31 protein-coding genes and 1 pseudogene are annotated in these 24487 nt (G+C 65.0%); 11 read left to right on the top strand and 21 right to left on the bottom strand.

Annotated features, from left to right (window positions below):
• Window positions 1-99: 99 nt before the first annotated feature.
• Window positions 100-1504: pseudogene (locus tag ACR9YP_RS26690) on the bottom strand (DUF5939 domain-containing protein).
• 214 nt (window positions 1505-1718) lie between these two features.
• Between ACR9YP_RS26690 and ACR9YP_RS26695 the strand changes: the two are divergent.
• Window positions 1719-2069 (top strand): zinc ribbon domain-containing protein YjdM, encoded by a 351-nt coding sequence (locus tag ACR9YP_RS26695; RefSeq protein ID WP_091888087.1) that lies wholly within the window; start codon window positions 1719-1721, stop codon window positions 2067-2069.
• Window positions 2070-2077: 8 nt separating this feature from the next.
• Here the strand turns inward: ACR9YP_RS26695 and ACR9YP_RS26700 are convergent, their stop codons facing one another.
• The 4 genes from ACR9YP_RS26700 to ACR9YP_RS26715 all read right to left on the bottom strand — a co-directional run bounded on the left by ACR9YP_RS26700 (window position 2078) and on the right by ACR9YP_RS26715 (window position 3942).
• Window positions 2078-2998, bottom strand: a complete 921-nt coding sequence (locus ACR9YP_RS26700) for a DMT family transporter (RefSeq protein WP_474217568.1) — start codon at window positions 2996-2998, stop codon at window positions 2078-2080.
• Between the two features lie 111 nt (window positions 2999-3109).
• Complete coding sequence (locus ACR9YP_RS26705) at window positions 3110-3274, bottom strand: hypothetical protein (protein ID WP_474217569.1); 165 nt, start codon at window positions 3272-3274, stop codon at window positions 3110-3112.
• A 36-nt stretch (window positions 3275-3310) separates the two neighbouring features.
• The gene (locus tag ACR9YP_RS26710) at window positions 3311-3565 is read right to left on the bottom strand and encodes a hypothetical protein (RefSeq protein WP_091888091.1); all 255 of its coding nucleotides are present in this window, start codon (window positions 3563-3565) and stop codon (window positions 3311-3313) included.
• 170 nt (window positions 3566-3735) lie between these two features.
• Window positions 3736-3942 (bottom strand): hypothetical protein, encoded by a 207-nt coding sequence (locus ACR9YP_RS26715; protein WP_091888093.1) that lies wholly within the window; start codon window positions 3940-3942, stop codon window positions 3736-3738.
• A gap of 504 nt (window positions 3943-4446) precedes the next feature.
• On the opposite strand from ACR9YP_RS26715, the gene ACR9YP_RS26720 reads away from it, so the two are divergent.
• Entirely contained in the window at window positions 4447-5751 is a 1305-nt protein-coding gene (locus ACR9YP_RS26720; RefSeq protein WP_370985308.1) for a hypothetical protein, read from the top strand.
• Window positions 5752-5756: 5 nt separating this feature from the next.
• On the opposite strand, the gene pdxY is transcribed toward ACR9YP_RS26720, so the two are convergent.
• The 3 genes from pdxY to ACR9YP_RS26735 form a co-directional block, all read right to left on the bottom strand.
• Window positions 5757-6572, bottom strand: coding sequence for a pyridoxal kinase (pdxY, locus tag ACR9YP_RS26725; protein WP_474217570.1), 816 nt, complete (start codon window positions 6570-6572; stop codon window positions 5757-5759).
• A gap of 17 nt (window positions 6573-6589) precedes the next feature.
• A complete protein-coding gene (locus ACR9YP_RS26730; RefSeq protein WP_474217571.1) occupies window positions 6590-7255 on the bottom strand; it encodes an FMN-binding negative transcriptional regulator in 666 nt (221 codons plus the stop codon).
• Window positions 7256-7357: 102 nt separating this feature from the next.
• Window positions 7358-7990, bottom strand: a complete 633-nt coding sequence (locus ACR9YP_RS26735) for a TetR/AcrR family transcriptional regulator (RefSeq protein WP_438108691.1) — start codon at window positions 7988-7990, stop codon at window positions 7358-7360.
• A 97-nt stretch (window positions 7991-8087) separates the two neighbouring features.
• On the opposite strand from ACR9YP_RS26735, the gene ACR9YP_RS26740 reads away from it, so the two are divergent.
• From ACR9YP_RS26740 to ACR9YP_RS26750, 3 genes are all read left to right on the top strand, one after another.
• Window positions 8088-8753, top strand: coding sequence for an O-methyltransferase (locus tag ACR9YP_RS26740; protein WP_370985313.1), 666 nt, complete (start codon window positions 8088-8090; stop codon window positions 8751-8753).
• Between the two features lie 216 nt (window positions 8754-8969).
• Window positions 8970-9314, top strand: a complete 345-nt coding sequence (locus ACR9YP_RS26745; protein ID WP_128944295.1) for a DMT family transporter — start codon at window positions 8970-8972, stop codon at window positions 9312-9314.
• Window positions 9314-9883, top strand: a complete 570-nt coding sequence (locus ACR9YP_RS26750) for a TetR/AcrR family transcriptional regulator (RefSeq protein WP_438108693.1) — start codon at window positions 9314-9316, stop codon at window positions 9881-9883. Before ACR9YP_RS26745 ends, ACR9YP_RS26750 begins: the two co-directional genes overlap by 1 nt.
• A 19-nt stretch (window positions 9884-9902) precedes the next feature.
• On the opposite strand, the gene ACR9YP_RS26755 is transcribed toward ACR9YP_RS26750, so the two are convergent.
• The 5 genes from ACR9YP_RS26755 to ACR9YP_RS26775 all read right to left on the bottom strand — a co-directional run bounded on the left by ACR9YP_RS26755 (window position 9903) and on the right by ACR9YP_RS26775 (window position 14251).
• On the bottom strand, window positions 9903-10220 hold the full coding sequence (locus tag ACR9YP_RS26755) for a hypothetical protein (RefSeq protein WP_370985315.1): 318 nt from the start codon (window positions 10218-10220) through the stop codon (window positions 9903-9905).
• A gap of 67 nt (window positions 10221-10287) precedes the next feature.
• Window positions 10288-10467, bottom strand: a complete 180-nt coding sequence (locus tag ACR9YP_RS26760; protein WP_128944298.1) for a hypothetical protein — start codon at window positions 10465-10467, stop codon at window positions 10288-10290.
• Between the two features lie 273 nt (window positions 10468-10740).
• Entirely contained in the window at window positions 10741-11019 is a 279-nt protein-coding gene (locus tag ACR9YP_RS26765; RefSeq protein WP_176945616.1) for a hypothetical protein, read from the bottom strand.
• Window positions 11020-11181: 162 nt separating this feature from the next.
• Window positions 11182-12174, bottom strand: a complete 993-nt coding sequence (locus ACR9YP_RS26770) for an SH3 domain-containing protein (protein WP_438108695.1) — start codon at window positions 12172-12174, stop codon at window positions 11182-11184.
• Window positions 12175-12328: 154 nt separating this feature from the next.
• Window positions 12329-14251, bottom strand: a complete 1923-nt coding sequence (locus tag ACR9YP_RS26775; protein WP_474217572.1) for an FAD-binding monooxygenase — start codon at window positions 14249-14251, stop codon at window positions 12329-12331.
• 102 nt (window positions 14252-14353) lie between these two features.
• Between ACR9YP_RS26775 and ACR9YP_RS26780 the strand changes: the two genes are divergently transcribed.
• Window positions 14354-14818, top strand: coding sequence for a MarR family winged helix-turn-helix transcriptional regulator (locus ACR9YP_RS26780; RefSeq protein ID WP_128947721.1), 465 nt, complete (start codon window positions 14354-14356; stop codon window positions 14816-14818).
• Between the two features lie 119 nt (window positions 14819-14937).
• Window positions 14938-15372, top strand: coding sequence for a COG4315 family predicted lipoprotein (locus tag ACR9YP_RS26785; protein ID WP_091888117.1), 435 nt, complete (start codon window positions 14938-14940; stop codon window positions 15370-15372).
• 84 nt (window positions 15373-15456) lie between these two features.
• On the opposite strand, the gene ACR9YP_RS26790 is transcribed toward ACR9YP_RS26785, so the two are convergent.
• Window positions 15457-16053 carry a L,D-transpeptidase gene (locus tag ACR9YP_RS26790; protein WP_165406031.1) on the bottom strand — a complete coding sequence of 199 codons (597 nt, stop codon included), beginning with the start codon at window positions 16051-16053 and terminating at the stop codon, window positions 15457-15459.
• A 336-nt stretch (window positions 16054-16389) separates the two neighbouring features.
• Here ACR9YP_RS26790 and ACR9YP_RS26795 point away from each other — a divergent pair, with 336 nt between their 5' ends.
• Both ACR9YP_RS26795 and ACR9YP_RS26800 read left to right on the top strand, forming a co-directional pair.
• Window positions 16390-17391: a hypothetical protein gene (locus ACR9YP_RS26795; protein ID WP_474217573.1), complete on the top strand. Its 1002-nt coding sequence runs from the start codon at window positions 16390-16392 to the stop codon at window positions 17389-17391.
• 382 nt (window positions 17392-17773) lie between these two features.
• Complete coding sequence (locus ACR9YP_RS26800; protein WP_438108700.1) at window positions 17774-18004, top strand: DUF6894 family protein; 231 nt, start codon at window positions 17774-17776, stop codon at window positions 18002-18004.
• A gap of 1 nt (window position 18005) precedes the next feature.
• Here the strand turns inward: ACR9YP_RS26800 and ACR9YP_RS26805 are convergent, their stop codons facing one another.
• Window positions 18006-18788: an SDR family NAD(P)-dependent oxidoreductase gene (locus tag ACR9YP_RS26805; protein WP_474217574.1), complete on the bottom strand. Its 783-nt coding sequence runs from the start codon at window positions 18786-18788 to the stop codon at window positions 18006-18008.
• A gap of 126 nt (window positions 18789-18914) precedes the next feature.
• Between ACR9YP_RS26805 and ACR9YP_RS26810 the strand changes: the two genes are divergently transcribed.
• Together ACR9YP_RS26810 and ACR9YP_RS26815 are read left to right on the top strand one after the other, a co-directional pair.
• Window positions 18915-19307: a hypothetical protein gene (locus ACR9YP_RS26810; protein WP_091888127.1), complete on the top strand. Its 393-nt coding sequence runs from the start codon at window positions 18915-18917 to the stop codon at window positions 19305-19307.
• A 108-nt stretch (window positions 19308-19415) separates the two neighbouring features.
• Window positions 19416-19664: a hypothetical protein gene (locus tag ACR9YP_RS26815; RefSeq protein WP_474217575.1), complete on the top strand. Its 249-nt coding sequence runs from the start codon at window positions 19416-19418 to the stop codon at window positions 19662-19664.
• A gap of 21 nt (window positions 19665-19685) precedes the next feature.
• Here the strand turns inward: ACR9YP_RS26815 and ACR9YP_RS26820 are convergent, their stop codons facing one another.
• From ACR9YP_RS26820 to ACR9YP_RS26845, 6 genes are all read right to left on the bottom strand, one after another.
• Window positions 19686-19871: a hypothetical protein gene (locus ACR9YP_RS26820; protein ID WP_027572193.1), complete on the bottom strand. Its 186-nt coding sequence runs from the start codon at window positions 19869-19871 to the stop codon at window positions 19686-19688.
• A 174-nt stretch (window positions 19872-20045) separates the two neighbouring features.
• A complete protein-coding gene (gene minE / locus ACR9YP_RS26825) occupies window positions 20046-20327 on the bottom strand; it encodes a cell division topological specificity factor MinE (protein ID WP_091888131.1) in 282 nt (93 codons plus the stop codon).
• The gene (gene minD, locus ACR9YP_RS26830) at window positions 20324-21139 is read right to left on the bottom strand and encodes a septum site-determining protein MinD (protein WP_018644673.1); all 816 of its coding nucleotides are present in this window, start codon (window positions 21137-21139) and stop codon (window positions 20324-20326) included. The genes minE and minD overlap by 4 nt, the downstream gene beginning before the upstream one ends.
• 21 nt (window positions 21140-21160) lie before the next feature.
• On the bottom strand, window positions 21161-21856 hold the full coding sequence (gene minC, locus ACR9YP_RS26835) for a septum site-determining protein MinC (RefSeq protein WP_130220786.1): 696 nt from the start codon (window positions 21854-21856) through the stop codon (window positions 21161-21163).
• A gap of 169 nt (window positions 21857-22025) precedes the next feature.
• On the bottom strand, window positions 22026-23195 hold the full coding sequence (locus ACR9YP_RS26840) for an IS481 family transposase (RefSeq protein WP_474217576.1): 1170 nt from the start codon (window positions 23193-23195) through the stop codon (window positions 22026-22028).
• A 268-nt stretch (window positions 23196-23463) separates the two neighbouring features.
• Window positions 23464-24480: an ABC transporter substrate-binding protein gene (locus ACR9YP_RS26845; RefSeq protein WP_474217577.1), complete on the bottom strand. Its 1017-nt coding sequence runs from the start codon at window positions 24478-24480 to the stop codon at window positions 23464-23466.
• Between the last annotated feature and the right edge of the window lie 7 nt (window positions 24481-24487).

Here is a 24487-nt window from a genome sequence, read left to right on the forward strand (position 1 = left end):
GGAGCGTCAGCGTAATCCGGGATGGCGCCGCACCAGCTGCCCCGGATTTCGCTGACGCTCCATCCGGGCTACGCAAGCCTCACGGGATCTACGCAAGCCTCACGGTATCTCGTACACCGACACCCTGTCCGCGATCCCGCTCAGCGCGACGCTGCGACGGGTCGGGTTGAGGCCGCCGGCATCCAGCAGCGTCCGCGTCTCGGCGTTGTCGACCACCGCCTCCGTCACCACGATCGCGCGCGAGGCCGCCAAGCCCTGGACGCGAGAGGCGATGTTCACGGTCTGGCCGAAATAGTCCTGCTGGCCGTTGAGGGTGACGGCGAGACATGAGCCCTCGTGGATGCCCATCTTGAGCAACAGGCCCTGGTGCTGGCGCTGGGCGCCGAGCTCGCTCATGGCCTCGCGCATGCGGATCGCAGCCGCAATGGCGCGATCGGGCGTCTCGAAGGTCGCCATCACGGCATCGCCAATGGTCTTGACCACGGCGCCCTGCTCGGAGGCGATGATCTCCTGCAGCAGGCGGAAATGCTCGTTGACGAGATCGAAGGCGACGAGGTCGCCGACATGCTCGTACAGCCCTGTGGAGTCCTTCAGGTCCGAGAAAAGGAAGGTCAGGCTGAGGATCTTGAGGCGCTGGCCAATCGCGAGCGTGTCGGTGCGGTAGAGATCGCGAAAGGTCTGGTTGGTGAGCAGGCTTTGCAGTGAGGCTCGGCTTGCGCCGGGTCAGGAGGTCGTCGAGCCGCTGGTTCATCACCCACACCGCGGGCAGCACGCGGCCGTCGGTGCGGTTCTCAAGCGTCAGCCGCAGCGGTCCCGGGCGCAGGCTGACGGCATCGACCGGAACCTCGGACTTGTTGAAGATCAGCGACAGGGTCTGGCGCTCGGCCGTCTCCTCGCCCTTCACCTCGATGTATTGCGCCGTGTGCGTCACGGGATCGAACACGATCAGCATGCCCGGCTGCACTTGCAGGGAGAGAATGGCGCGCTCGCCCGGCGGCAGGTCGACGGATTCCAGCGTCAGCTCGCGAAGCAAGCCGTCGAGATCGGGCGGAAGCTCGATCGCCGAGCTCCAGAATACCTGGCGGTAATATTCGGCGAGCGGCAGCTCGTCGGCATTGTGCGCGGCGATCCTGCGCACGCGCGGGCTGACCGCGAAGGTCACCTCGACCAGATTGTCGAGCGTCGTCTCGTAGCCGGCGGCGCAGAAGGCGCAATGATATTGCGGGCTGTTGACCGTCTTCAGGCTCTTGTTGGCCGAGAGCACGCCGGCGCAGCTCGGGCACATCACGTTCCAGGTCATCTCGAGGATGCCGAGCCCGACCGCATGCAGCAGCCCCGCGATCACCTGCTCCTCGCCGAGACCCGCCGTCCTCGCCAGATGCAGCGCGTTCATCTTGCACAGGGCATGGTCCGGCCCCTCCCGCACCATGCGCTCGAGCATGTCGACGACGGGCGCGTCGGCCGACTGACGCAGGACACCGAACAGGGTTTCGATCTCGCTCATGCCGTGATGTTACATGGAAGGGGGTGAGGCGGACATCCGCTTTCCGATCAGCTATGCTTGGTGAGGCAAAGCACAAGCCATAGCCGTCAATTGCTGCGTCACGATGATGGGAGCTTGCCGGGCCGCGCGGCAGAGGCCGGATTTTCCTTGCTTTCCCCGTTCCCGCCCCTACGGTGCGCCCGCCCACAGGGGCCGAACAGGGGATGAATCGACGATGGACGATGCCGTGAAATGTCCGAGCTGCAACTCCGAGCACGCCTATCAGGACCGCGGTCTCTGGGTCTGTCCGGAATGCGGCCATGAATGGAGCGGCACGGCCGATGCGGCCGCGGAAGCCGCGCCCGAGGCAGGCGTGCGCGATGCCAACGGCAATGTGCTGGCCGACGGCGACAGCGTCATCGTGATCAAGGACCTCAAGATCAAGGGCTCCTCCTCGGTCGTCAAAGGCGGTACCAAGGTCCGCAACATCCGCCTCCAGGACGCCAGCGACGGCCACAACATCGCCTGCAAGATCGATGGCATCGGCGCGATGAATTTGAAATCGGAGTTCGTGCGGAAGGCGTAAGGTCGCGCCTACCTTTGCCGCTGCGCCAGGTAAAACCCGCACAGCACCGTCACCAGGCCCGCGGCCTGGAGTGCCGTCGGCGGCTCCCCGAGCAGGAGCCAGCCGACCAGGAGCGTCAGCGCCGGCACGATCGCGGGAAATACCGCGGCCCGGGCGACGCCGAGACGCTGGACGGAGACGGCGTAGAGATAGAGCGCGGCGGGACCTGCGAGCACGCCCTGCGCCAGCGCCTGGATCGCGTTCTCGGTGACGCCGATCGCCGCGATGCGGGCAAGCCCGCCAGTCGCGAGGTAGATCGGCAACAGCAGCAGCGACAGCACGTTGATGACGAGCGCGGCCGACACCGCGGAGACGCGCCAGTGCCGCAGCAGCGCGCCGAAACCGGCGAACATGAATCCGGTGAGCACGAAGATCAGATCGCCCTGCACGCCGTCGGCGCCGATATGCCCGATCGATTCCGCGCCGATCACACCAAGGCCGCCCACGATGACGAGAGCGCCGGCAAGCCGCGAAACGGAGATCTTTTCTTTCAGGAACAATGCGGCGAGCAGCAGGCCGCCCAGCGTCGCGCTGGAGGGCTGGATCACGCTGCCATGTCCGAGCGGCACGAACAGGAAACCGGTGTAGGAGATCAGCGCCATCACCGGGCCGCCCAGCACCATCAGCGCAAGGCCCCTGCCCCAGCCGATGCCGCAGAGATCGGAGATGCCGGCGCGGAAGACCAAAGGCAGGAACGCGATCCCTGACCAGACATAGCGATGCACGAGCAGATCGACCGGCGTGAAGCCAAGTTTGAGCCCGTGCCGCGTGCCGACGAAGCCGAGAGCCCAGAACAGTGCTGCGGACAGCCCGCAGACGACGCCGAGCAGCGCCGGCGCCGCGTCGTTCTTCTGAATGAGAGCGTCAGCGCCGCTCGTCCGCTGATCCATGGGAGAAGCCTTATGTCAGCGGGCCAATCCGCTCAACCCATGTGGTTGCAGGGCAAAGCAACTGTTAAAAAGATCACGCTCGTTATGAACGAGCACACATAACCGGCGCCTTCACGCGAACTTGTTCGCGGCCGGATTCTCGATCAGCGCGTCGTGGCGCAATTTTCTCGTTCGCGCGATGATCGCGCACGAGAAGAGATCGCAGCATCCCCACACGCGCGCGGCGCATGCGGGCGTCGTGACGTTCATGATCGCATGAGGCGGCGGGTCGCGCACGCGGCGAGACCCGCCTGCCCTTCATGCGATGTCAGCTCAGCGGGCTGCGCCCGTCGTGACGTCCGCGGTCTTGACCTTTCGCGAGCTGAGCACCTTCACCTGGTGCGCCGAAGCAACCGTCGTGGGCGCCGCGACCTGCTGCTCGACATGACCGGCCCCGAGCACGCCAACCTGGACGGGGGAGACCGGAAATCCATTGGCCTCATAGGTCGGCAGCTCAGCGGCGAAAGCCGAAGTAGCGCCCGCGATCGTCAGGACAGCGGCGGCGATCGTCAAAGTCTTCTTGTTCATTGGTGGTGCTCCTGATGGAAGATTCCGAGCACATTTAAGCGCGTTTTGCTGCATTGCGACATGCGCTGTTGCATTGCAACAACGCATGTAGCGCATGGCGATATGTTTAACGCGTACAAAGCCTTGGCCGAATCATGCCGGCCGCGACATGGCGCTTTTATGGGCGGTGGTCAGCCACCGAGCACGTTCCCCCAGCCGTCGAAGAGGTAGGCCTTCCAGGCTACGGTTCCATCTTCGCGCGGCCGGCTGGACTGCCGGTAGTCATCAGCCTGATCGGCGGTCCAGGTGATGATCGTGTCGGACAGACGATCATGCAGGATGGCGGGCTCGGTGGGATCGAAGGCGTCCATGGGACGAAGCGAGGAATGCGTGCTCATGGGCCGATCAACGCACGGCGCTGCGCAAAGTTGCCGCGAGGCGTCGGGCAAGACACCTTGTCACAAGACACCTTGTCAACAGCCCACGGCGAAAGCCTTGTTACCGCCTATTTCAGCGCGGTCGCGAGCGATTGCAGTTTTGCGACGAGAGCGGTGCCGAGCGCATAGATGATCTCGATGATCGCGAGTGCGATGCTGGCTGCGATCAAACTGTATTCCAAGTAAATGCGGATCACTCAATTTGACGACAAGCGGGGGCTTGCCGTTGCAGGCATTTTCCGCCGCAGTCGCGTACGGAACGCCACGGAACCCGCGTTGCAACTTCGCAACACCGCTTCGAAAAGCTTGTTTTCGCTGAATTACGCCATTGCGCCGCCACACCGTCTTCCGAACAATCAACGCGCTGCGTGCCTTTCCGTGCAAGTCTGTTCGCATCAAGACTGTTTGCATCACTGACTGTTCGAACAAGACGGGTTCGAACAGAACCGTTTGGAGGCAGGGATCATGAATGATCGGCGGTCTCTTCTGGTGGCGGTCTCATGCCCCTCGGCCGTTCTCGCCAGCTGGCTGGTGCTCTCCCTGTCCGCCTACGCGCCTGCCCTTATCGAGAACAGCGGCGCCAATGCTGCTGCTGTCTCGCACGCGAAAGATCTCGATCGCCTCGACCTCGCCGACGTCCCACGCGCTGCGACCATCGAGGACGGCATCGCCTTGACCGCCGAGATCGCTGCGGCGGCGGCGAGCCTGCCAACCGTTGAAGCGGCAGCCGCGCCGGAGGTCCCAGCCGTCCAGCTCGCGTCGGCCGATCCCGCGCTGATATTGCCGGCGGAGCAGCCCGCGCCTCAGATTTCGCCTGAACCGGCACCCAGCGTCAGCGAGGCACCTAGCGTCAGCGAGGCTCCGCCTGCACCGACGCCAGAGCCCGTCAAACTCGCATCCGCCGATCCCACCGAGATCGTGACTACGGACGCATTGTCCCCCGCGGCGATCGCGGGCGGACAGGTCCCGCCCGCAAACAAGGCGCCCCCCGCGGACACCATCGCCGTGCTCGACGAATGCTTCGTCATGGACGCCTGTATCGACCGCTATCTCTGGGCGCTCTACCAGCGCACGCCCAAGGAGGATTCGATCAAGGTCGAGGAGCGCCGCCCCGTCACAGTCAAGCGCAAGGGCAAGACGGTGACCGTGATGCGCAGCTTCACCAAGCTGGTCGACGAGGATTTCGGCTGGAAGGATCCGAAGGCAGCCGAGCACGCCGGCATGTCGATGATGGATTACGTCATCGGCGGCATGGACAAGAGCTTCAAGCGAAAACTGTTTCGCACGCTGCTCGCAGCCGAGGCCGCCGGCCTCTCGCCGGGCATCACCAGCGCGTTCCGTGACGACTATCGCCAGTCGATCGCGAGCGGCCTGAAGGCCGCCTCCGACCGCTCCTATCACGGTGGCAGCACGCGTGGTGGCTACGGCCACGGCATGGCGGCGGACATCGTCAGCACCCAGGGTAGCAACCGCGCGCAGCGCTGGGTATCGACCGAAATCCTGTGGAAGTGGGTCGACGCCAACGGCAAGGAGCTCGGCATCGGCCGGCCCTATCTCGGCCGCGATCCGCCGCATGTCGGCCCGATCGACGGCAAGGAATACATCTCGCGCCGGGGCACGGCGGACCGCAAGGAAGCTGCCAATGCGAAGCCCAGGAAGATGCGCGCCGCGGCCCATGCAAAGCCGCCCAAAGCACAAGCCGCGCGCGAGCAGAAGGGCCCGGCAAAGCCGCAGAAGGCGGCGCAATCGGCCGGCAAGCGCGCGACCTGAAGTCGTTACGGCTCGCGGCCCCGCGGCAGCGGCACGAGACGCATCTCGGCTGTGCCGGCCTCCTGCGTGCGCAGCAGCACCGCGAAGGTGGTCTCCATCGCGCGCCGCACCGCCACCTCCGTCGCCTCGCCCTTGGCCAAATGCGCCGCGATCAGACCGGTGAGAAGGTCGCCCGTGCCATAGGGCCGGATCGGCAGAAGCGGCGTCGCAAAGCGCGACAGCCGGCCGTCGGCGCACAGGATCGTCTCCAACTGCCCTTCGGGCGTGTCCGCGAGCGTGCAGCCGGTGGCGACGACGTCGATGCGGCCCTGTCCCACGAGCGCCGCGCACGCCGCAAGCAGGTCCTGCGCATCGGCAATCGTGAGGTCCGCAAGCAGCTCGAGTTCGAACCGGTTCGGTGTGGTCAGCTTCGCGGCCGGCAGCAGCCGATGCCGGAGCACGTCCAGGATTCCGTCGGCGACATAGACGCGGCCGTCGTCGCCGATCACGGGATCACAGAGGTAAACGAGCTTCGAATTGCGGACCAAGGCCCGCTCGACGAAGTCGGCAACGACGGCGGCATTGCCGGGCGAGCCGAGATAGCCGGTGACGAGCACGGCCGCCTCGTCGACGAGATCGCGCTCTTCAACGCCCTTGAGCAGATCGGCGACCAGCTCGGTCTCCAGCACCCGCCCGCGCAGACTCGGATAGCGCGGATGGTTCGACAGCAGCGTCGTCGGCACCGCCGCGACATTCACACCCTCCGCCTGCACCGCATAGGCAGCCGCGCTGTTGCCGACATGGCCGTGGACCACCTGGCTTTGAATTGAGATGACGAGCATGAAGGAGGTCCGTAAGGTCAAACATCAGACGAAGCAAGGCTTGACGGGGTCTCGTACTTGAGCTCAGGTCGTAGCGCCTGCATCCTGTGCGCCAGCCGCCGGTGGCCAGTCTCCTCCGACCGCGCCAATCGATCCGCGACCGCGACATGGTCCGCATCGCTCTTGTGCTGATTGAGCTTGGCCTGGCCCTCGACTTGATCCACCACGAGATCGATGACGCGGATCGCAGCCAGCATGCTCTCGCGCTTGCTTGGGTCCATCTGCGCGAGATCCCAAGGCTGCTTGGGCAACCGCGCCTCGGAGACGGCAAGCAGCGCATCGCCATGTCGGCGATTTTCGTCCAGCCCGCGCAGATGCGCTATGCCCGATAGGTGCACCGCCTCGTAGAGCCAGGTCGAGACGTTGTCGCGGGAGGCATACCAGTCATTGGAGACGTAGGCATCGTCGCCTGCAACGATCAGCAAGAATCGCCTGACGCCGCCGGCGAGCGGCACGAGCGGATTTTTGGCGGTGAAATGGATCTGCACGATGGCGCGCCCGCCGCGCTCGCCCAGCACGAATGGCACGTGCGAGGCCCGCGGCCCGCGCTCGTCCGCCGCCACGATCACGCCGAAGCCGCGTCGCCCAGCAAATTCCAGCGCGCGCTGCTCCTCAATGCGGAACTGGGGACGGAGGACATACATGGCGCGGCGCTCGATGATTGGATGAAGGACGAGGCGAGGCTAACCCATGATCCGGCGAAATCCGAAGAACAATCGGCCCGCAACGCCGATGTCAGCAATGCCTCAGCGCCGCGCCAGCCTCGTAAGATAAGCGCAGAACATGTCGGCCATGGCATCGGCATAGGCTGCGATCTCCGCCTCGCTCCGCGTCTCTTCCGAAAAATTCTTGCCGACCTCGCTGAGCGTCGTCGTAATCAGCTCGCCGGCGAGGCTGCGCGTTGCATCCGAGGCTTTGGGCAGCGCCTCCCGCATGAAGGCGGCGACGATGCCCTCGCCGGCTGCCCGTGCCTCATGCGCCTCGGGCGCGTCGCGATAGAGCGGTGCGGTATCACTGAGCGCGATGCGGATCGCAGCCTCCTCGCATTCGGAGCGGATGAAGGCATGGACCAGCGCGCGCAGCCGCGCCGGAGGCGGCCTCGCCCGGTCCACCAGGATGCCGGCGAGCATCTCGCTGGTGCGCCGCCATTCGTCGCTCTGGAGGCGGAACAGGATGGCCGCCTTGTTCGGAAAATATTGATAGAGCGATCCGACGCTCACCCCGGCCCGCTCCGCCACCCGCGCCGTCGTGAAACGCTGCGCCCCCTCCTTCGCCAGAACCTGAACAGCGGCATCCAGGATGGCCGCCACCAGCCCGGTGGAGCGGGCCTGTTGCGGCTGTTTTCGCGAGGAAATTGAACGGCTTCGACGGTTGGCCATGGCGCCTGCGAGCAATGCGAATAGGAAATGCGACGAATTAGTCGTATTTCGATCTCCGCGCAAGCACGCGCTTCGCTGCGAACTCTGGAGACACCAAATGACCACCCCAATCATCACATCGCTTGCGCCGCTGCTGGATCGACTGTTCAGCGAGGCCGAAGCAGCAAGCGGCGCAACGCTGGCTGCCGTCGCCAATTTGTCCGATGCCGACCGGGCGCGGATGTTGCGGAGCAAGACCGCCTACCGCGATCTCTATGGACGCCTGAAGGACGCCCCGCTCGCGGTCTCGCGCGAGACCGGTACGTTGCTCTACATGCTGGCGCGCAGCTCCCGCGCCAGGACCATCGTCGAGTTCGGCACCTCGTTCGGCATCTCGACTCTGCACCTTGCTGCAGCTCTGCGCGACAATGGCGGCGGCCGCCTCATCACCAGCGAGTTCGAGTCGTCCAAGGCGGCACGGGCGCGGGACAACCTCTCGGCCGGCGGCGTGATCGATCTCGTCGAAATCCGCGAGGGCGATGCGCTGAAGACGCTCAGTGCCGATCTGCCTGACACGATCGACCTCGTGCTGCTCGACGGTGCCAAGGCGCTCTACTCCGATGTCCTGGATCTGCTCGAAGGCCATCTCAGGCCGGGCGCGATCATCGTCGCCGACAACGCCGACGACAGCCCCGACTATCTGGCGCGCGTACGCGCGCCCGGAAGCGGCTATATGTCGACGGCCTTTGCCGAAGACGTCGAGCTCTCGGTGCGGATCAACTAAGGTCCCATCGAACCGCCAGCCCCGGGCCGCCGCACGATGCATCGCGCGGCGGCTTCGTGTTGTCAGCGACCTGTCTTGGAAACTCCGGTCCTGGCGCGTGACGCGCCTGTCGCAGCCCCGTCACTCACACGTGATACCTGCTCCTGGCAAAAGCCATGTTCCGCGTGCTAAACATACCTACCGCGCGGTATCTTTTCTGCTTGCGTTCGAGCTCTCATGACATCCGCCTTCAATGCCTACGCCGCGCTTGCTCTCGCCATCGTCTTCGAGGTCACCGCCTCCGCCTTCCTGCAGCAATCGGCGCAGTTCACCCGGCCGTGGCCGACGCTGGCGATGGTGCTGTTCTACGTCGCCTCGTTCTATGCGCTGTCGGTCGCGATCCGCGTCATTCCCCTCAGCATCGCCTATGCGATCTGGGGCGGGGTCGGCATCATCCTGACCGCCACGGTCTCCTTCGTGCTGTTCCGCCAGATGCTGGATGCCGCCGCCTTCGTCGGCATTACGCTGATCGTGTCCGGGGTCGTGATCATCAACCTGTTCTCGGAGACCACGGTGCATTGATGCCGGAAAGCCGCTACACCCGCGCCAAGCAGCCCGAGCAGGTGCGGCGCGCCCTGCTCGACCACGCTGCTGCCATTGCCATGGACCATGGCGTCTCCGGCGTCACGGTGCAGGCGGTCGCTGCGGCGGCCGGCGTCACCAAGGGCGGTCTGTTTCATCATTTCGGAAGTAAGCAGGCGCTGATCGAGGGCCTGTTCGCCGATCTCCTCGCCCGCGTCGATGCCGAGATCGACAGCGCCATCGAGTCGGATCCCAAGCCGCGCGGCAGCTTCACGCGCGCCTATGTGAATGCGGTGTTCACCGGCAAGGCCTTCGGCTTCGCAACGCCCTGGGCGGCGCTGAGCATGGTCGTCGTCACCGATCCGTCGCTGCGCCGGCTCTGGAACGACTGGATCAAAGCACGGCTGAAGCGCCATCGCGCCACCGATAGCGCGCCCGACCTTCACATCGTCCGCCTCGCCGCCGACGGCGCCTGGCTGTCCTATGTCACGACGGGACAGACACGCATGAGCGCCGACCTGCGCGCCGTGCACGACCGCCTGATCGCGCAGACCTATCGACGCGCTTAGCCGGGATTCGGGACGACAGTTATTGGCTCTGTACCGCTTTGGGCGGACGTGGCGATGATCGCAGCGGTTTTGCGCCGGGCTTGGCCGCAGGACGCGGCGGCGGCCCATCGACCGACTCCAGATAGGCGGCAAGCGCCTTGGCGGAATCGGAGCTGGTCGCGTAGTGGTCCTTCAGGAACCAGGTCAGCGTCAGGCTGAAGCGTCCCTTGGCAAGGCCCCGAGGGGTGCGGTGACAGGTTGCGCAACCGTCGGCAAAGAGCTTTGCGGGCGACTTGCCGGCGTCGAGATTCTGCGCGGCCGCAACCGTCGCCGTCAGGACGGCGGCAAGAGTCGTCAAGGGCGCGATCAAGCCGCGCCCCGGTCGAAACAGCGAAATCAATGTTGTCCCCTAGCCCGTCTTGCGGTTACGCCGCCAATAGCTGATCGAATTCGGGCGGCGCGTAGGCCTTGCCATCCTGATCAGTGATGACGACCTGCCATCCCTCACTGGCCCACACCCTTGCCTTGGCCACGATGAGCAACCGGCTCTCGCGGGCGAAACTGTACTTCTCGTTGTCGCGTTCTGCGACCATTTTGTAGGCCAATGCAAATCCCCTGGCGTTGCCTGCACCCGCTCCTCTCGTGGCAGCGGGCTTTGGCGGCAATTCGCCAGGAGCGTGGCAATTTGGTGCCATCCGCAGGCAGCACTGTGCCGGGCACGCTTCCAGCCGGGTAACCGGATGAGCGCGCGCCGCGTCCGGGACGCGATCCTGCTTGTCGCGGGCTGCTTGCCGTCAGGCGCGTCGTCATATCATGCTGAATCGGCCGCCGGTCCGTCACGACTGTCACGGGGACCGATAGCGCCTGTCCGAGCCCCGCTAGTGGACCCGGATCACGTGCGGCCGGCCGAGATTGATCAGCCCCTGCACCGCCGAGAGGCGATCGTCGAGGGCTGCGATGGTGAGCTGCAGATTGTTGCGGCGCTCGTCGAGCATGCCCATCTCGGCGCCGGTGAGCTTTGCGCTCGCCCGTTCCTTGTGGATCGCTTCGAGCGATTTGCGCAATCCGGCAATCAGGCCGGACAGCTGCTTGGCCTCCTTGGTCATCGACCGCTTCGCGACATTTTGGCGGCGCGTCTCCGCCTGGCTCTGTCTCATCGTCATCCTCCCGTGCCCCGCTGCCCCGAGTGGATGCTTACAGCTTTCGGTAGAGATATTACGATCGATGAAATCTGCCGGCGAAGAACTGACTTAAATTGTAAGGGCCTTGCGATGGCCAAAGAAAAAGCCCGGCGCTGCGGCCGGGCTTTTTTGGCAACCCTAGTGCTTTTGATGGCCGCCGCCAGGACCGCCGGCCGGCGCATTGCCGCCGCGCGGCGCCGCATTGATGTGCGGAGCGCCGCCCCCGCCCGGGTGCGACATTGCGGGCGCAGCCGCTCGCGGCGCCGGCATCTGCGCACGGGCATTCATCGGCGGACCGTGGCTGACGTTCGGCTGGGCGACATGCGGCGTCGCGGGCCGGGCTGCAGGCGCGGCCGCGCGCGGCGCTTCATGGGCGCGCGTCGGCGCTTCATGAGCGCGCGTCATCGGCTGCGCGCGAACGGCGGCACGGCTCGCAGCACGGTCGTGCATCATGCGCGCCTGCGCCTCGCGCGCACTGCGGCTTTGCACGGCGGTTCGCTCATTCGCGATGCGCTCACTCCGCGCGGCGCGGGTGCGGTCGATCGTAACCGCGGCGTTGCGCTTGGCGATCGCGGCGTTGGGCCGCGCGACCGCGGTATCCCGTCCGGTGATCGCGACATTGCCCTTGGCGTGCACACCGCTGCGCTCGAGTGCGACCGCCGCGTCACGCGTCGCCGCACGACCGATGCGGGCCGCACGTGGATCAAGCGTCATCCGCGTCGCGAAGCGCTGATGCGAAGTCCAGTAACTATTCCAATAGGCGTGGCGACGGTACCAGGGACGTCCCGCATAGTAGCTCGACCAGTACGAGGTCAGCACGAACGGGACGACGGGCACGTCGATCTCGTCGACATAGTCAGGGAGATAGACGTAGTGGTTGCGATAGAGATATTCGAGATATTGCGACGACACCCAGCCGCGATCGTCGGAGAAGCTCACATCGCACCAGGCATTGCCGCGCAGGCAACCATGGATGTTGACGCGGGCGCCGCCGGGGATGCGGTCGACCAGGGGAAAGCCCGTGCCCGGCCCGGCGCGCAGACCGGTCGAGACGGTGACGATGCCCGGCGCGGCCAGCGCGGCCGTCGGGACGAGCAGCAATGCGGCAAGTAAAACGCTTTTGAGTCTCATGGCGTGTTCCTCCTCTGCCAGTCGGAACGCGCAAGCAGAACGGGCGTTCCGCGAACGGTGGTCGCATCCGTCGAAAGATCGAGATGCACACCGCGCGCGGTTCAATATTCATTCGCCGTTCATCGGCACAGCGCCCGGTCGCGCTGCCAGGCCGTCAATTTGCTGGCAACATGACGGCGTCAAAGTACGACGCAAGCGCAGCAAAGCCGTCGAGCGGCAGCACGTTCGCGACATACTGGTCCGGCCGCACCACGACCATGCAACCCGCCTTCCGGTCGATGCCGCGCATAGCGAAGACGTCGTGCCCGCTCTTGAGATCGGGACAAAACATCTTCTCGTAATCGATCAAGCCGTAGCGGCCTTTGCGCGGCAGCAGCAGCGACGGCATCGCCTCGACGGCAAGCTCGCGATGATCCTGCTGGAAGACCGCGCGCAGGTCGATCACGCTGTCGATATCGGCGCCCGTGGGCGTGTATCGCCTGATCGGCGACTCCCTGGCATCGGTGAGGAAATTGCACAGCGCGCGAATGGCTGAGCCGGCGGCGGCGGGATCTTCCGCAGGCGAAAACGCGTAGATGCGGAAGCGGCCGTCGGCCTGCGCCGCATGGCCGAGATGCACCGGCTTGGCGTCCGCCAGCCGAATCACCGGCGCGGAGTGGAAGCGCTTGCCGATGACGAGGCCTGCCGCGAGATGCTGATGTGCGGCCGTGCCGGTGAGAAGCGACGGACGGTAATGCGTCGCGGTCCCTGCCGTGTAACGGCCGTGCCGGACGAAATAGTCCTGCGTCTTCGCCGCATCGGCACCGCCGGCCTTCGCGGCGGAAGCGAGTATCCCGGCCCATTCACGATCGAAATCGATCAGCTCCTTGGCAACCGCCTGGCGTTCGGCCGAATAGGAATGCAGCAGGCTTGGGGCGCACTGCCTGCGCAGGACGGCGGCGAGCTTCCAGCCGAGATTGAAGGCATCCTGCATCGAGACGTTCATGCCCTGCCCCGCCTTCGGGCTGTGGGTATGGCAGGCATCGCCGGCGATGAAGATGCGTGGCGGGCGGGCGGCGACGTCGACCTCCGGCACGTCGTCGAACTTGTCGGTGAGGCGCTGGCCGATCTCGTAGACCGACCACCAGGCGATCTCCTTCACCTCGAGCGTATGCGGCTTCAAAATCCGCTGCGCCTTGGCGATCACGTCATCGGCGGTGATGTTGCGATTGGCGACGCGCTCGCCGATGTCGAGCTTGGCGAGCTCGACATAGAGGCGGACCATGTAACCGCCCTCGCGCGGAATGATGAGCAGGCTGCCGTCCTTCGCCGACTGGATCAGCGACTTGAAGCGGATGTCCGGGAAGTCTGTCACCGCCAGCACGTCCATCACGCCCCAGGCGTGATTGGCGGAATCACCATGCAGCTCGCGGCCGATCGACTTTCGCACCGTGCTGCGCGCGCCGTCGCAGCCGACGACATAGCGCGCCTTGATGGTTTCGATCGTGCCCTCGTTTCCGGCATCGACGCGCTCGAGGCGCACCGTCACGGCATGATCGGCGGCACCAGCGACCGGATCGACAGCGAGATCGAGCACGCGCCGGCTGTAATACGGCTCGAGCTTGGCCGGCGATTTCCGCATCACGTCGAGAAAGCCGTCATGGATGCGGGCCTGGTTGAGGATGACATGCGGGAATTCCGACAGCCCGTCCTCGACGTCCTGCACCCGGCCGCTGCGGACGATGGTCTCGGGATGCCGCTCGTCCGGCTTCCAGAACGTCGTCTCGTTGACCCAATAGGCCTCCTTCAGCACACGCTCGCTGAAGCCAAAGGCGTGAAACATCTCCATGGTGCGGCAGGCGATGCCGTCGGCCTGACCGACCAGCAGACGCCCCGGCTTCTGCTCGACGATGCAGGTCTTGATATCAGGGAATTGCGCGAGCTGGGCGGCCAGCGTCAGGCCGGCGGGCCCGCAGCCGACGATGAGGACATCGACCTCTTCGGGCACGGCGCCCGCTGCACCCGAGGCCTGAACACGCTCGGCGGGATCCGCAATCTCGGGATCGCCCGGCTGAAATCCATTCAGATGGAATTGCATGAGCACCTCTCCCGCCAAATTTCTGTTTGGATATTGCTCAGTATGCTGACTATCAGTATACTTGTCAATGATCCGCAACGCCCCTGCCAAACGGAGACCTCGGTGAAAGACAACAACGACATGCCGGGGCATCTGGCGCGCCGGTTCCAGCAGATCGCGGTCGCGGTATTCCTGGCTGAAGTCGGAGATGCCGGCTTCGATCTTACGCCGGTACAATATGCCGCGCTGGCGACCATCAAGGCCAATCCGGGGCTCGACCAGGTGACGCTCGCAGGATTGATCGCCTACGACCGCACCACCATCACCGGCGTGATCGATCGACTGGTGCAGAAGGGCCTTATCGAGCGCCGCGCCTCCAGCCGCGACCGCCGCGCGCGCGAGCTCGAGATCACTGATGAAGGCCGGCGCACGTTGCGCAAGATCACGCCCGCCGTCGAATCTGCGCAGCGCGTCATGCTGCGCGGCCTCAGCGCGAAGGAAGGCGAGGAATTGATGCGGCTGTTGCGCAAGGCGATTGCCGCCGGCAACGAGCTCAGCCGCGCGCCGTTGCGCGATGTGCAGGCATAAGCCGGTCGTTTTGTACGTAATTGTCGCAGCGCCGCGAAACCTGGAACTAACGTTCGACTGTTACGGTCGGCCCGTTCGGCGCTTAACGCGCGATTAACTTTGCGGGTCGGGAGTTTCGGATGTTCAGGTGCATTGTTGCGGCCGCGGCGATCGCGCTCGCGAGCGGTCATGCGCTCGCAAACGGCCATGGCGGCGGCGACTCCCCGCCCCCGCCGAAACCCGAGGCAACGACCGCACCGGCGAAGGTGGTCCTGACCAAGCAGGGTCCCAAGCTCGTCGACCTCAAGGGCATGACGCTCTACTATTACGAGCGCGACACCACCGGCAAGACGTCGAACTGCAACGGCAAGTGCACCGAGAGCTGGGTTCCGCTAGCCGCGACGACCGACGCCAAAGCCGTCGGCGATTTCACCGTGATCAACCGCAACGACGGTAGCAAGATGTGGGCATACCGCTATCGCCCGCTCTACACCTCGCCTGCCGACAAGGCGCCGGGCGATGCCAACGGCAATGCCATGACGCTGCAATGGCGGATCGCCAGGCCGGGCGATTAAGACGAGATCGGCCCGCGTGCGTGAGCACCAGAGGTGCTCACGATGCCGCAGATGCCGGACACATCACGCCCGAGTGAGCTTTCCTCACCCGCGCCAGAACGCGCCAGTCACGGCCTGCGCGTTTTGCCCAGGCGGCAGCACCACCACGGTCGAGCCCAGCTTCACCCGGTCATAGAGATCGATGACGTCCTCATTGCGCATCCGGATGCAGCCCGACGAGATCGCCTGCCCGATATATTCGGGCTGGTTGGTGCCGTGGATGCGATAAAGCGTGTCCTTGTTGCCGGCATAGAGATAAATCCCCCGCGCGCCCAGCGGGTTGGCGGGACCGCCGGGAACGCGCGCCGGATACGGCCCGAGCCGCGCCTGGATATCCGCTGTCGGAATCCAGTCCGGCCATTCCGCCAAGCGGCCGACCCGCGCGACGCCTGAGAACGCCATGGCTTCCTCGCCGACCGCGACGCCGTAGCGGATCGCTTTGCCCTCGGGCAGCACGAAATACAGGTAGCGCGCGTCGGTATCGACCAGGATGGTCCCTGGCTGCTCCTTGCGCTGGTAATCGACGATGTGGCGTAGATACTGCTCAGGTACGTTGGCCTTTGCGTAAGGCGTGTGCGCGAGCAACTGCCGGTCGCGAGCCGTCATGCTCGCATCCGTCGATGGCGAAAGCGTCGTCTGCATGCAGCCGCCGAGCGGCAACAAGGCGACGACGAACAAACAGAGAAGAGATCTTGGCACCACCGGCCCCCCGATAGCGCCCCCAGCCCCGCCAGATGCTGCCCAAATCGTGCTGAAAACAAGGCAAACCGGAACACGTGCACGTGTTCGACAAAACGGGTTCCATCACCACAAACGGCAGAGGAGCGTCGCATCATCTCCATCTCCTTGCCTTGCTTTGGTCAAACCCGGCTGGACTCGTGCGTCCCAGGGATTTGGGATGGGCCCACCTCAACAGATCGGCTCCGCGCCAATGCGGAGGACCAAAACTTAAACATCTGGGCTTCAAAAGGAGCTGCGATGCTCGCGACGCTCAACAGCAAGCAAATCGTCGATGAGATCGTGAAGGACACGGTCAAGGACAACGACCCGCACGACGCGGTTCAGATTTCTCCCGAGATCGTGCTGGTCTCGCGCGCGGGGAGCGCGGCGCCAGCGCTGGCGCCGGAGGTCGCGCCCCGTCCGGAGCCGAGGTTTGCTCCGAATCCCGCGCGTGCGCCGGAGCCCACGATCAACGTCGTCTACGGCAAGCCCGCTGCGGCCCCTTCGGTCGACACGGCGGTCCGCGTGACGGCCAGCGATGGTCCGGGCCATCGCAAGCGATCCGCGGTCGGCAAGTGGCTGCGCGGTGCGTTCGTCACGTTCCTGTTCGCGGGCGGCAGCGCGGCTGCCGCGATTGCCTGGGAGAAGCACGGCGACACCGCAAAGCAAATGCTCGCCGAATGGACGCCGGTAGTGACGTCGTTGATGCCTTCGATCTCGCTGACGTCTTCGACGTCGCAGACGACGCCCGTCGCGGCAGCGGAAGCCGCCCCGCCCGCAGCACCAGCGGCAACGGAACCAACGGCCGATCAACCCGCGACGCCGCCTCCGACCCAGCTTGCCGCCGCGCCCGCAACGGCGCAGCCGGACACCGCGCAAACGGTGCAATCGATGACGAACGATCTCGCCGCGATGGCGCAGCAGATCGAGCAGCTCAAGGCCAACATCGCCGAGTTGAAGGCCGGACAGGAGCAGATGGCGCGCGAGATGGCGAAGCCGCCTGCGCCGAGGCCAGTGGCTGTCGAGACCAAGCCGGTCGATCCGCGCCCACGCGCCTCTGCGCTCCCGCCGCGGCCTGCGCCGCCGGTTCGCAAGCCCAAGCCGGCCGTCACGCAGAGTTACATGCCGGCCTATAGCCCAGCGCCGCTTGCACCTCCGCCGCCATCGCAGGCTGTCGCGGCCCCGCCGCCGGCTACGACGACGCAAGCCGTAGCCGATGACGATGGACCTGTCGTGCGTCCGCCGATGCCGCTGCGCTAGCGCAGCGCCATGCGGCACACAGCGTCGCAACGTCGCCTACGCTGTCCGAGTCGATGTGATGCGTTGAGTCCGGGCGATTACGGGAAGCGATCGTCTTCCGCTCAAGAGAAAAGGCCGTCGGGATTTATGCCGGCGACCTTCTCTTGCAACTGCCGGTTCCCGGAGCCCGGTTCTGTTGCGATTCCATGCTTCATGGTCGCGCCGCATATTTAATAAAATCTTAATGAGCTCACATGCTGCACATCATTTCTGCGCTATAAGCACAGAGATTGCGCGGCCGGATCATTCGATAAATATCGACTCGTGATACCATCCCGGATGTGTCGAGATTTCCATTGAAGACTTGTTTTTCAAACTTGGGTCATCACACCGGGGAAGTCGGATGCCTTACTACTCCTTCGATCTTGTGGTTGGTGAAGAGTTCAGGAACCAGGGCGGAATCATCCTCGAAGACATCGAGGTCGCCTCCGATCGCGCCGATCAATTGGCCACCGAACTGTCGCAGGTGAAGCCGGAGCTCCAGCAGAAGGGATGCTCGGTGCGCGTCACCGATCGCGACCACAATGAGGTCTATCGCACGCCGCTCGATCCCGTGCCGGCCTGGCAGCGCTAGGCTAATCCAGCACCGGCGGATCGAACCAGTTCGTCAGCGACAATCCGCCGTCGACGACGAAGGCTGCGCCGGTGACATAACCGGACAGTTTGTTCGACAAGACGGTGAGGGCCATCGGCGCGAGATCGGCGGCCTCGCCCAGACGCCCGAGTGGAATGTGCCGCGCCAGCGAGGGATCCGCGACGAATCCGCCGGCTGCGATGGCGCCGGGCACCAGCGCGTTGACCCGGATGTCGTGCTGGCCGAACGTCTTGGCGAGCTCCTTCACCAGCATCGCCATTGCCGCCTTCGCTGTCGAATAGTGCGGCAAATTGCGCGGCGTGCCGGCATGCAGCGAGGTGAGAAACAGGAACGAGCCCGGCCGCATCGCCGCAATCAGCCGTTTCGCGATCTCGCGCGCCAGGTGAAAGCCGGCATCGAGATTGACGGCGTGCATCTCCTGCCAGGTCTTGCGATCGACCGCGAGCGCATGGTCTGCCTCTCGCCGCGGCGGAGACGCGCTGTGGACGAAATGCGTGACGTCCCCGAGCGCCCCCTGTGCGGCGGCCAGCAGCTCATCGCAGGCTTCGAGCCTGGCGAGATCGCCGATCCAGGGCACCGCCAGCTCGGGCCTCCTGCTCGCGCCGATCGCGACCTCCACCCGCTCGGCACTGATATCGGCGAAGACGGTCCGCACGCCCTCGCCAACCAGGGCCTGCGCGATCGCGCGGCCGATGCCGTTGCCTGCGCCGGTGACGAGTGCGGTGTCGCGTGCGGGATCGAATGGCGTGCTGAACAGGCTCATGTCGCGCTCCGGGGCCGGGAGCGCCAGATTAGCGCACCGCACGGAGGGACGACAATTGCGCTCTGCTCCCATTGCAGAGCGGCGCGCCGGACGCTAGCCTCTCAAAAAACGGAGGAGATACCAAGGATGCGTACCGGTTTTCTGATGACGGGCCTCTTGCTGCTGGCTGCACCGGCCCAGGCGGCCGACGCACCGCCGCGCTCGACCTATGTGACGATGGTGTTGCAGGCCTTCGCCGCCAAGGTCGAATGTCCGGGCACGGACCTCGTCTACCAGGACCTTGTGCAGAAGGCGCAGCAGATGCACCTGCCCGACGGCACCACCGAGAAGGTGCGCAAGGCGATCGCCTGGATGCACACCGGCGGCAAGATGGGCGAGAAGCAGGACGACGATTTGATGGCCGAGGTCGCAGTCGCGACCCAGGCGACCGACATGGACCAGCGCCGCCTCGGCATGCCCGGCTGGTGCGAGGCCCAGAAGACCAACCTCGCCGGATTGATCCGCAGCAAGGGCGGCTAGCAGGCCGTTGCTGCGTTAAGCACGCTGCGACGAACCGTTGCTTCGGCTAACAATCGTCACAATCCTCCACACCATGCGGCCTCTTCGAATTCGAACCGGAGAGCCCTCATGCGGAGTATCCATTTCGTTTTCGCCGGCGCGATTGCGGCCGCCACGGTGCTGACCGCGCCCGTGCTGGCGAAAAATACCGACGCCCAGAAAGGCGAGGAAAAATCCACCTCGTCGTCCTGTAGTGCCTATCAGCAGGCGCCTGACGGATCATGGGAACCGCTCCCCTGCAAGGAGACCGGCGAGCGCGCGCAGCCCCAGACACAGCATCGCACTCCGCAGCAAGGCGTTGACCGCGGGGAGCGTTGAGCACGCCCTGGCTTACAACTGTCAGCTCTGGTGCGGACCGCGCATGATCTTCATGGCGTCGACAATGTGACGCCATTCCTTGGCCTCCTCGGCCTCGCCGCGGCCCTCGCATGCCTGCGCCTGCTCGGCGGCCTTCGCAATCGCAGCGAATCCATGCTGTTCCAGCATCTGCCGCGCGACGGTGTGGACCTGGACCTCGGACATCATGGGCGCTCTCCCGGTGGACGGAAACCGCGGTGCATCGCTCCCGCGAGTCTCTCACAACGATTGAGCCCGGGGCCTCGTTCCGTGCCGCCACCTGAGCGCACAACAAAGGCGGCCCGCCATGCCCGGCGGACCGCCTTCTCACCCACCCCAATTTGGACGCGTCGGCCGTGTCCCCTACGCGACCGCCACGCGCTTGCGCTCGATATCGTTGGGCACCTCGATATCGACCTCCAGGGTCGATACCTCGTCGCCGCGCTCGAGCCGGACGATGACCTTGGTCGGGTCCAGCGTGACGTGCTTGGACACGACGGCGAGAATTTCTTCACGCAGCACACCGAGCAGATCGGGCTGGCCACGCATTCCGCGTTCATGGGCAAGCAGGATCTGCAACCGTTCGCGAGCGACGGGCGCAGTGGCTTTCTTGCCGCGGAGAAGTCGAAGCAGACCCATGCTCATGCAGCCCTCCGTCGCAGCAGGCGGTCCATCAGACCTCTGCGCTCGGCGGGAACGTGCATCGTCACGTTCTCGCCGCAGAGGCGCTTGGCCGCGTCCATATAGGCTCGCGCCGGCGCTCCATCCGCGTTCGACAGCGTCACCGGCGTGCCGACGTTGGAGGCCTTCAATACGTCCTGGCTCTCGGGGATGATGCCGAGCAAGGGCGTTGCGAGGATCTCGAGGATATCGTCGATCGTCAGCATCTCGCCGCGCGCGGCGCGGGAGGGATCGTAGCGGGTGATGAGAATGTGCTTCTCGACCCGCTCGCCCTTCTCGGCCCGCACCGTCTTGGAATCGAGCATGCCGATGATGCGATCGCTATCGCGCACCGAGGAGACTTCCGGATTGGTCACGATCACGGCCTCGTCGGCAAAGCGCATGGCCATGGAGGCGCCGCGCTCGATGCCGGCCGGGCTGTCGCAGATCACCCAGTCGAACCGGCTGCGCAGGTCGGCGATGACCTTACCCACGCCCTCTTCCGTCAACGCGTCCTTGTCGCGGGTTTGGGAAGCCGGCAGCAACCAGAGATTCTCCAGCCGCTTGTCCTTGATCAGCGCCTGCGGCAGCTTTGCCACGCCCTGCACCACGTTTATGAGGTCGAACACGACGCGGCGCTCGGCGCCCATGACGAGGTCGAGATTGCGCAGGCCGACGTCGAAATCGACCACCACGACCTTGTCGCCGCGCTGCGCGAGCGCAGCCCCCAACGCGGCGGTCGTCGTGGTCTTGCCGACCCCGCCCTTGCCTGATGTCACGACCAGTACCTTACTCATCTGAAATGTCTCCTTTGCTGGTCAGTTCAGTGCTGTAATTCGCATGGTATTCCCCTGCAGCCAGGCCTGCGCCGGCTTGCCGCGCAAGGCGGCGTCGATGTCGTCCGCAGTCTGATAAAATCCATCGATTGCAAGCAGTTCGGCCTCGATCTTCTGACAATAGATGCGCGCGCTGGTGTGACCGTTCACGCCCGCCATGGCGCGGCCGCGCAGCGCGCCGTAGACGTGGATGGAGCCCCCGGCGACCACCTCGGCACCGGAGCCGACCGAGCCGAGAATGGTGACGTCGCCTTCGGGGAAGATCACGGTCTGGCCCGAGCGCACCGGGTTTTCGAGCAGCAGCGAGGTCGGCTTGGCTTGGACTTTATCAGCCTTCTTGGGCGCGCTCGGCTCGACCACGCAGCTGCGCCCGCCCGAGAGCAGCGGCGGCATGGATGGCGTCAGCCGGCCGTCCTCCACGCCCTCGATGCCGAGCACGCGGATGTTGCGGTCCTGCAGGCTGGTCAGCAGATGGGTGATGCCGGCTTGGCTGAGGTCGACCGAGGACAGGTCGATCACCACGGGCCGGCCGGCAAAGAAGCCCGGCGAGCGCGCAATCGTGGCATCGATCTCCTGGAGCCAGTCCTGGATCGGGACCGTTGGCACGAACACGAAGGCCACATAGGAGCGCCCGCGCAGGCGCACCATTTGGCGTTGGACTTTTGCTGCAGCCTCCATAGCGGCCGACTCGTTCCCCGTTATTGAATGGTTAACGATGCGGCGGATGTGGTTAACGGCGAGTTAATTTCCCTGTCGGGTCATGTGAGACAGCGGGAGTTGGGCTGGCCAGAGGACGTTGGTCGGGAGCTCTCGCCCAGCATAAAGCTGTCATCGCCCGGCTTGATGTTCAGCCCGGGGACATGACCGACGGGTGTTCGGGGACATAGCCGACACTTTTTCCGCTCGCCAAGTCGATGATAGCGACTTGGTGGGCGGCGAAGAAGACCCCGTATTGCGCAGCGTTTGCCGAGGGGCGGATGGCAAGGCGCTCGCCGCAGAAGGCCTGGGGGACCTTCCAAAGACATCCCTTGAAGCTGACATAGGCCTTGGTCGTGGAGACGCGGCGTACGATCTCGTGGCTGTCGTATTCGACCTCCGGCAATCGATCGGGCATGGCTCGCTGGCTCGGCCGATATCGACTGGCCGGGACCTGTTGTCCGAGCGCTTCGTGCGGTCGCTCGAAGTTGTAGACTTCCCGCCAGGCGTCGAAGGCGCGCTGTGTCTCTGCGAGATCGCGGAAGTGCCGCAGCGCGAACACCTCAGCCGCGAGCGTGCGGTGGAACCGCTCATTCTTGCCACGGCTTTGCGGGTGATATGGGCGGCTGTGGATGACCGCGATGCCGAGCTTGAGCAGCCATACCGAGAACCGCGTCCATCGTTCGCCCGAAGGATCGCCCCAAGGCGAACCATTGTCGACGAAGAAGGCCTCCGGGAGGCCGTAAAGGCGAAAGGTCTTCTCCAGGCGGCTGCGCACGGTATCTGTGCGTTGATCAGCACAGGCCTGCAGGCACAGATCATAGCGCGAGTGGTCGTCCACGACCGTCAGAGGATGGCATTGGGCATCATTGCCGAGCCGAACCCAGCCTTTGAAGTCCATCTGCCACAACAGATTGGGGGCCGGCATCTCGAAACGCTGGCTGGCCACCGCGCCGCCGGCCGGAGGCTTGATGCGGCCGGACCGACGCAAGATCTGATGGACTGTTGAGACGGCTGGCGCGCGAAAGCCATCGCGCTCGAGACAACGAGCTATCTTGCGAGCTCCCCAGGCCGGATGAGCATCGCGTACCGCGGTAATGCGCGCCTCGAGCTCGCAATCGGTCTGTCCCGGGCTCGCATGCGGTCGCCGCGAGCGGTCCTCGATGTCCTGGTCGGCCTGCCATCGTGCAAGCCATTTGTAGCCCGTATCGGGATGGATATTGAACCGCCGACAGAGTTCTCGTCGGTTCGCTCCCTCCTGCATCGCAAGCCGAACGAACTCTCGCCGCTGATCCATCACCGACACCTCTCGCCAGGGCATGGACTTGGCCTCCCACACTGCCAAATCCGTGCACTATGACGTGTCGGCTATGTCCCCGAACACCCGTCGGTCATGTCCCCGGGCTGAACACTTGACCGGGCGATCCAGTATTCCGAGACGGCTGTAGATCAAACGAAGGCCGTGGCGTACTGGATGCCCCGGTCCCGGCTCCGCCAAGGCTACGCCGGGGCCACAGGGGTGCTCGGCCGCCGAAGCTTTAGCGAAGGCGGCAAGCCGGGGCATGACAGTCGCATGTGGGGCCAGCCCCCTACTTCTTCACCTTGCTCGCATCCATCTTGATGGCGGGATCGAGCATCTTGGTCGTGAACGCCGTCGTCACATCGAACGGCTTCTCCATGCCGAGATAGGTCTGCACCAGCTCGTAGTCCTTCTTCATCCGCTCGCCGTCGATCCAGCCGAGCGCCTTCGTCGTCGTGAACTCGTCGGTCATCAGGAACTTGATGCGTTCCCACTGGCGCTCCTGGTTCTCCTTGTCGAGACCGGAGACCTGATCGAGCAGCGCTTTCAGGCACGGCGTGACGTCGGCGACGCAGGCCGCAAAGGCCTTCTGCGTGACGCGCACGAACGCCTCGACCACCTTCGGATTCTTCTGGAGATAGGCGCCGTTGACGATCAGCGAATTGCCGTAAGGATTGAGCCCGATGTCCTTCCAGTTGACGTAGCCGAGATCGGGCCCGAACTCGATCACCTTCAGATCATGCTCGTTGTAGAAGTCGCTGATGATGTCGACGGTGTGGCTCTTCAGCGCCGCGATCTTCGCGGTCGGCCCGACATTGACGAAGCCGACGGAGTCCGGCGCAAGGCCTGCGGCCTTGGCGAAGGCCGGCCACATCACGCGCGAGGCATCGCCCGGCGGATTGCCGATCTTGTGCCCCGCGAAATCCTTCACCCCGTTCACGCCGTAGCTTTTCAACCAGTAGAAGGTCTGGCCGGTATTGGCGTAGACGCTCATCACCGCAACGGCGTCGGCGCCCTTGCTCTTGGCCACCAGCATGGTGGCGAGATCGGCGACGCCGAATGGCGAGCCGCCGGAGCCGACCTTGGCCGCGGAGACGCCGGAGCCCTTGCCGGTCTCGATCGTCAGGTCGATACCCGCTTTCTCGTACCAGCCTTGCGCCTTGGCGTAATAATACGGCGAGTGATCGGCCGTCGGCGTCCAGTTCAGGATCAGATTGACCGCCTCGCCCGCGCTCGCGGACACCGCCGACACACCGAGCATCAGGGCCAACACCAGGGCAGAGCCCGCCGCCTGCAAATGCTTCATCGCACCT

It is taken from the genome of Bradyrhizobium sp. BR14999 (assembly GCF_056106085.1).

What these genes read in the sequence shown, in the direction of transcription:
- ACR9YP_RS26695 (WP_091888087.1), top strand. Translation starts at nt 1,719, where the DNA reads ATGGACGATGCCGTGAAATGTCCGAGCTGCAACTCCGAGCACGCCTAT.
- ACR9YP_RS26700 (WP_474217568.1), bottom strand. Translation starts at nt 2,998, where the DNA reads ATGGATCAGCGGACGAGCGGCGCTGACGCTCTCATTCAGAAGAACGAC.
- ACR9YP_RS26710 (WP_091888091.1), bottom strand. Translation starts at nt 3,565, where the DNA reads ATGAACAAGAAGACTTTGACGATCGCCGCCGCTGTCCTGACGATCGCG.
- ACR9YP_RS26715 (WP_091888093.1), bottom strand. Translation starts at nt 3,942, where the DNA reads ATGAGCACGCATTCCTCGCTTCGTCCCATGGACGCCTTCGATCCCACC.
- ACR9YP_RS26720 (WP_370985308.1), top strand. Translation starts at nt 4,447, where the DNA reads ATGAATGATCGGCGGTCTCTTCTGGTGGCGGTCTCATGCCCCTCGGCC.
- pdxY (WP_474217570.1), bottom strand. Translation starts at nt 6,572, where the DNA reads ATGCTCGTCATCTCAATTCAAAGCCAGGTGGTCCACGGCCATGTCGGC.
- ACR9YP_RS26730 (WP_474217571.1), bottom strand. Translation starts at nt 7,255, where the DNA reads ATGTATGTCCTCCGTCCCCAGTTCCGCATTGAGGAGCAGCGCGCGCTG.
- ACR9YP_RS26735 (WP_438108691.1), bottom strand. Translation starts at nt 7,990, where the DNA reads ATGGCCAACCGTCGAAGCCGTTCAATTTCCTCGCGAAAACAGCCGCAA.
- ACR9YP_RS26740 (WP_370985313.1), top strand. Translation starts at nt 8,088, where the DNA reads ATGACCACCCCAATCATCACATCGCTTGCGCCGCTGCTGGATCGACTG.
- ACR9YP_RS26745 (WP_128944295.1), top strand. Translation starts at nt 8,970, where the DNA reads ATGACATCCGCCTTCAATGCCTACGCCGCGCTTGCTCTCGCCATCGTC.
- ACR9YP_RS26750 (WP_438108693.1), top strand. Translation starts at nt 9,314, where the DNA reads ATGCCGGAAAGCCGCTACACCCGCGCCAAGCAGCCCGAGCAGGTGCGG.
- ACR9YP_RS26765 (WP_176945616.1), bottom strand. Translation starts at nt 11,019, where the DNA reads ATGAGACAGAGCCAGGCGGAGACGCGCCGCCAAAATGTCGCGAAGCGG.
- ACR9YP_RS26770 (WP_438108695.1), bottom strand. Translation starts at nt 12,174, where the DNA reads ATGAGACTCAAAAGCGTTTTACTTGCCGCATTGCTGCTCGTCCCGACG.
- ACR9YP_RS26775 (WP_474217572.1), bottom strand. Translation starts at nt 14,251, where the DNA reads ATGCAATTCCATCTGAATGGATTTCAGCCGGGCGATCCCGAGATTGCG.
- ACR9YP_RS26785 (WP_091888117.1), top strand. Translation starts at nt 14,938, where the DNA reads ATGTTCAGGTGCATTGTTGCGGCCGCGGCGATCGCGCTCGCGAGCGGT.
- ACR9YP_RS26790 (WP_165406031.1), bottom strand. Translation starts at nt 16,053, where the DNA reads ATGCAGACGACGCTTTCGCCATCGACGGATGCGAGCATGACGGCTCGC.
- ACR9YP_RS26795 (WP_474217573.1), top strand. Translation starts at nt 16,390, where the DNA reads ATGCTCGCGACGCTCAACAGCAAGCAAATCGTCGATGAGATCGTGAAG.
- ACR9YP_RS26800 (WP_438108700.1), top strand. Translation starts at nt 17,774, where the DNA reads ATGCCTTACTACTCCTTCGATCTTGTGGTTGGTGAAGAGTTCAGGAAC.
- ACR9YP_RS26805 (WP_474217574.1), bottom strand. Translation starts at nt 18,788, where the DNA reads ATGAGCCTGTTCAGCACGCCATTCGATCCCGCACGCGACACCGCACTC.
- ACR9YP_RS26810 (WP_091888127.1), top strand. Translation starts at nt 18,915, where the DNA reads ATGCGTACCGGTTTTCTGATGACGGGCCTCTTGCTGCTGGCTGCACCG.
- ACR9YP_RS26815 (WP_474217575.1), top strand. Translation starts at nt 19,416, where the DNA reads ATGCGGAGTATCCATTTCGTTTTCGCCGGCGCGATTGCGGCCGCCACG.
- ACR9YP_RS26820 (WP_027572193.1), bottom strand. Translation starts at nt 19,871, where the DNA reads ATGATGTCCGAGGTCCAGGTCCACACCGTCGCGCGGCAGATGCTGGAA.
- minE (WP_091888131.1), bottom strand. Translation starts at nt 20,327, where the DNA reads ATGAGCATGGGTCTGCTTCGACTTCTCCGCGGCAAGAAAGCCACTGCG.
- minD (WP_018644673.1), bottom strand. Translation starts at nt 21,139, where the DNA reads ATGAGTAAGGTACTGGTCGTGACATCAGGCAAGGGCGGGGTCGGCAAG.
- minC (WP_130220786.1), bottom strand. Translation starts at nt 21,856, where the DNA reads ATGGAGGCTGCAGCAAAAGTCCAACGCCAAATGGTGCGCCTGCGCGGG.
- ACR9YP_RS26840 (WP_474217576.1), bottom strand. Translation starts at nt 23,195, where the DNA reads ATGCCCTGGCGAGAGGTGTCGGTGATGGATCAGCGGCGAGAGTTCGTT.
- ACR9YP_RS26845 (WP_474217577.1), bottom strand. Translation starts at nt 24,480, where the DNA reads ATGAAGCATTTGCAGGCGGCGGGCTCTGCCCTGGTGTTGGCCCTGATG.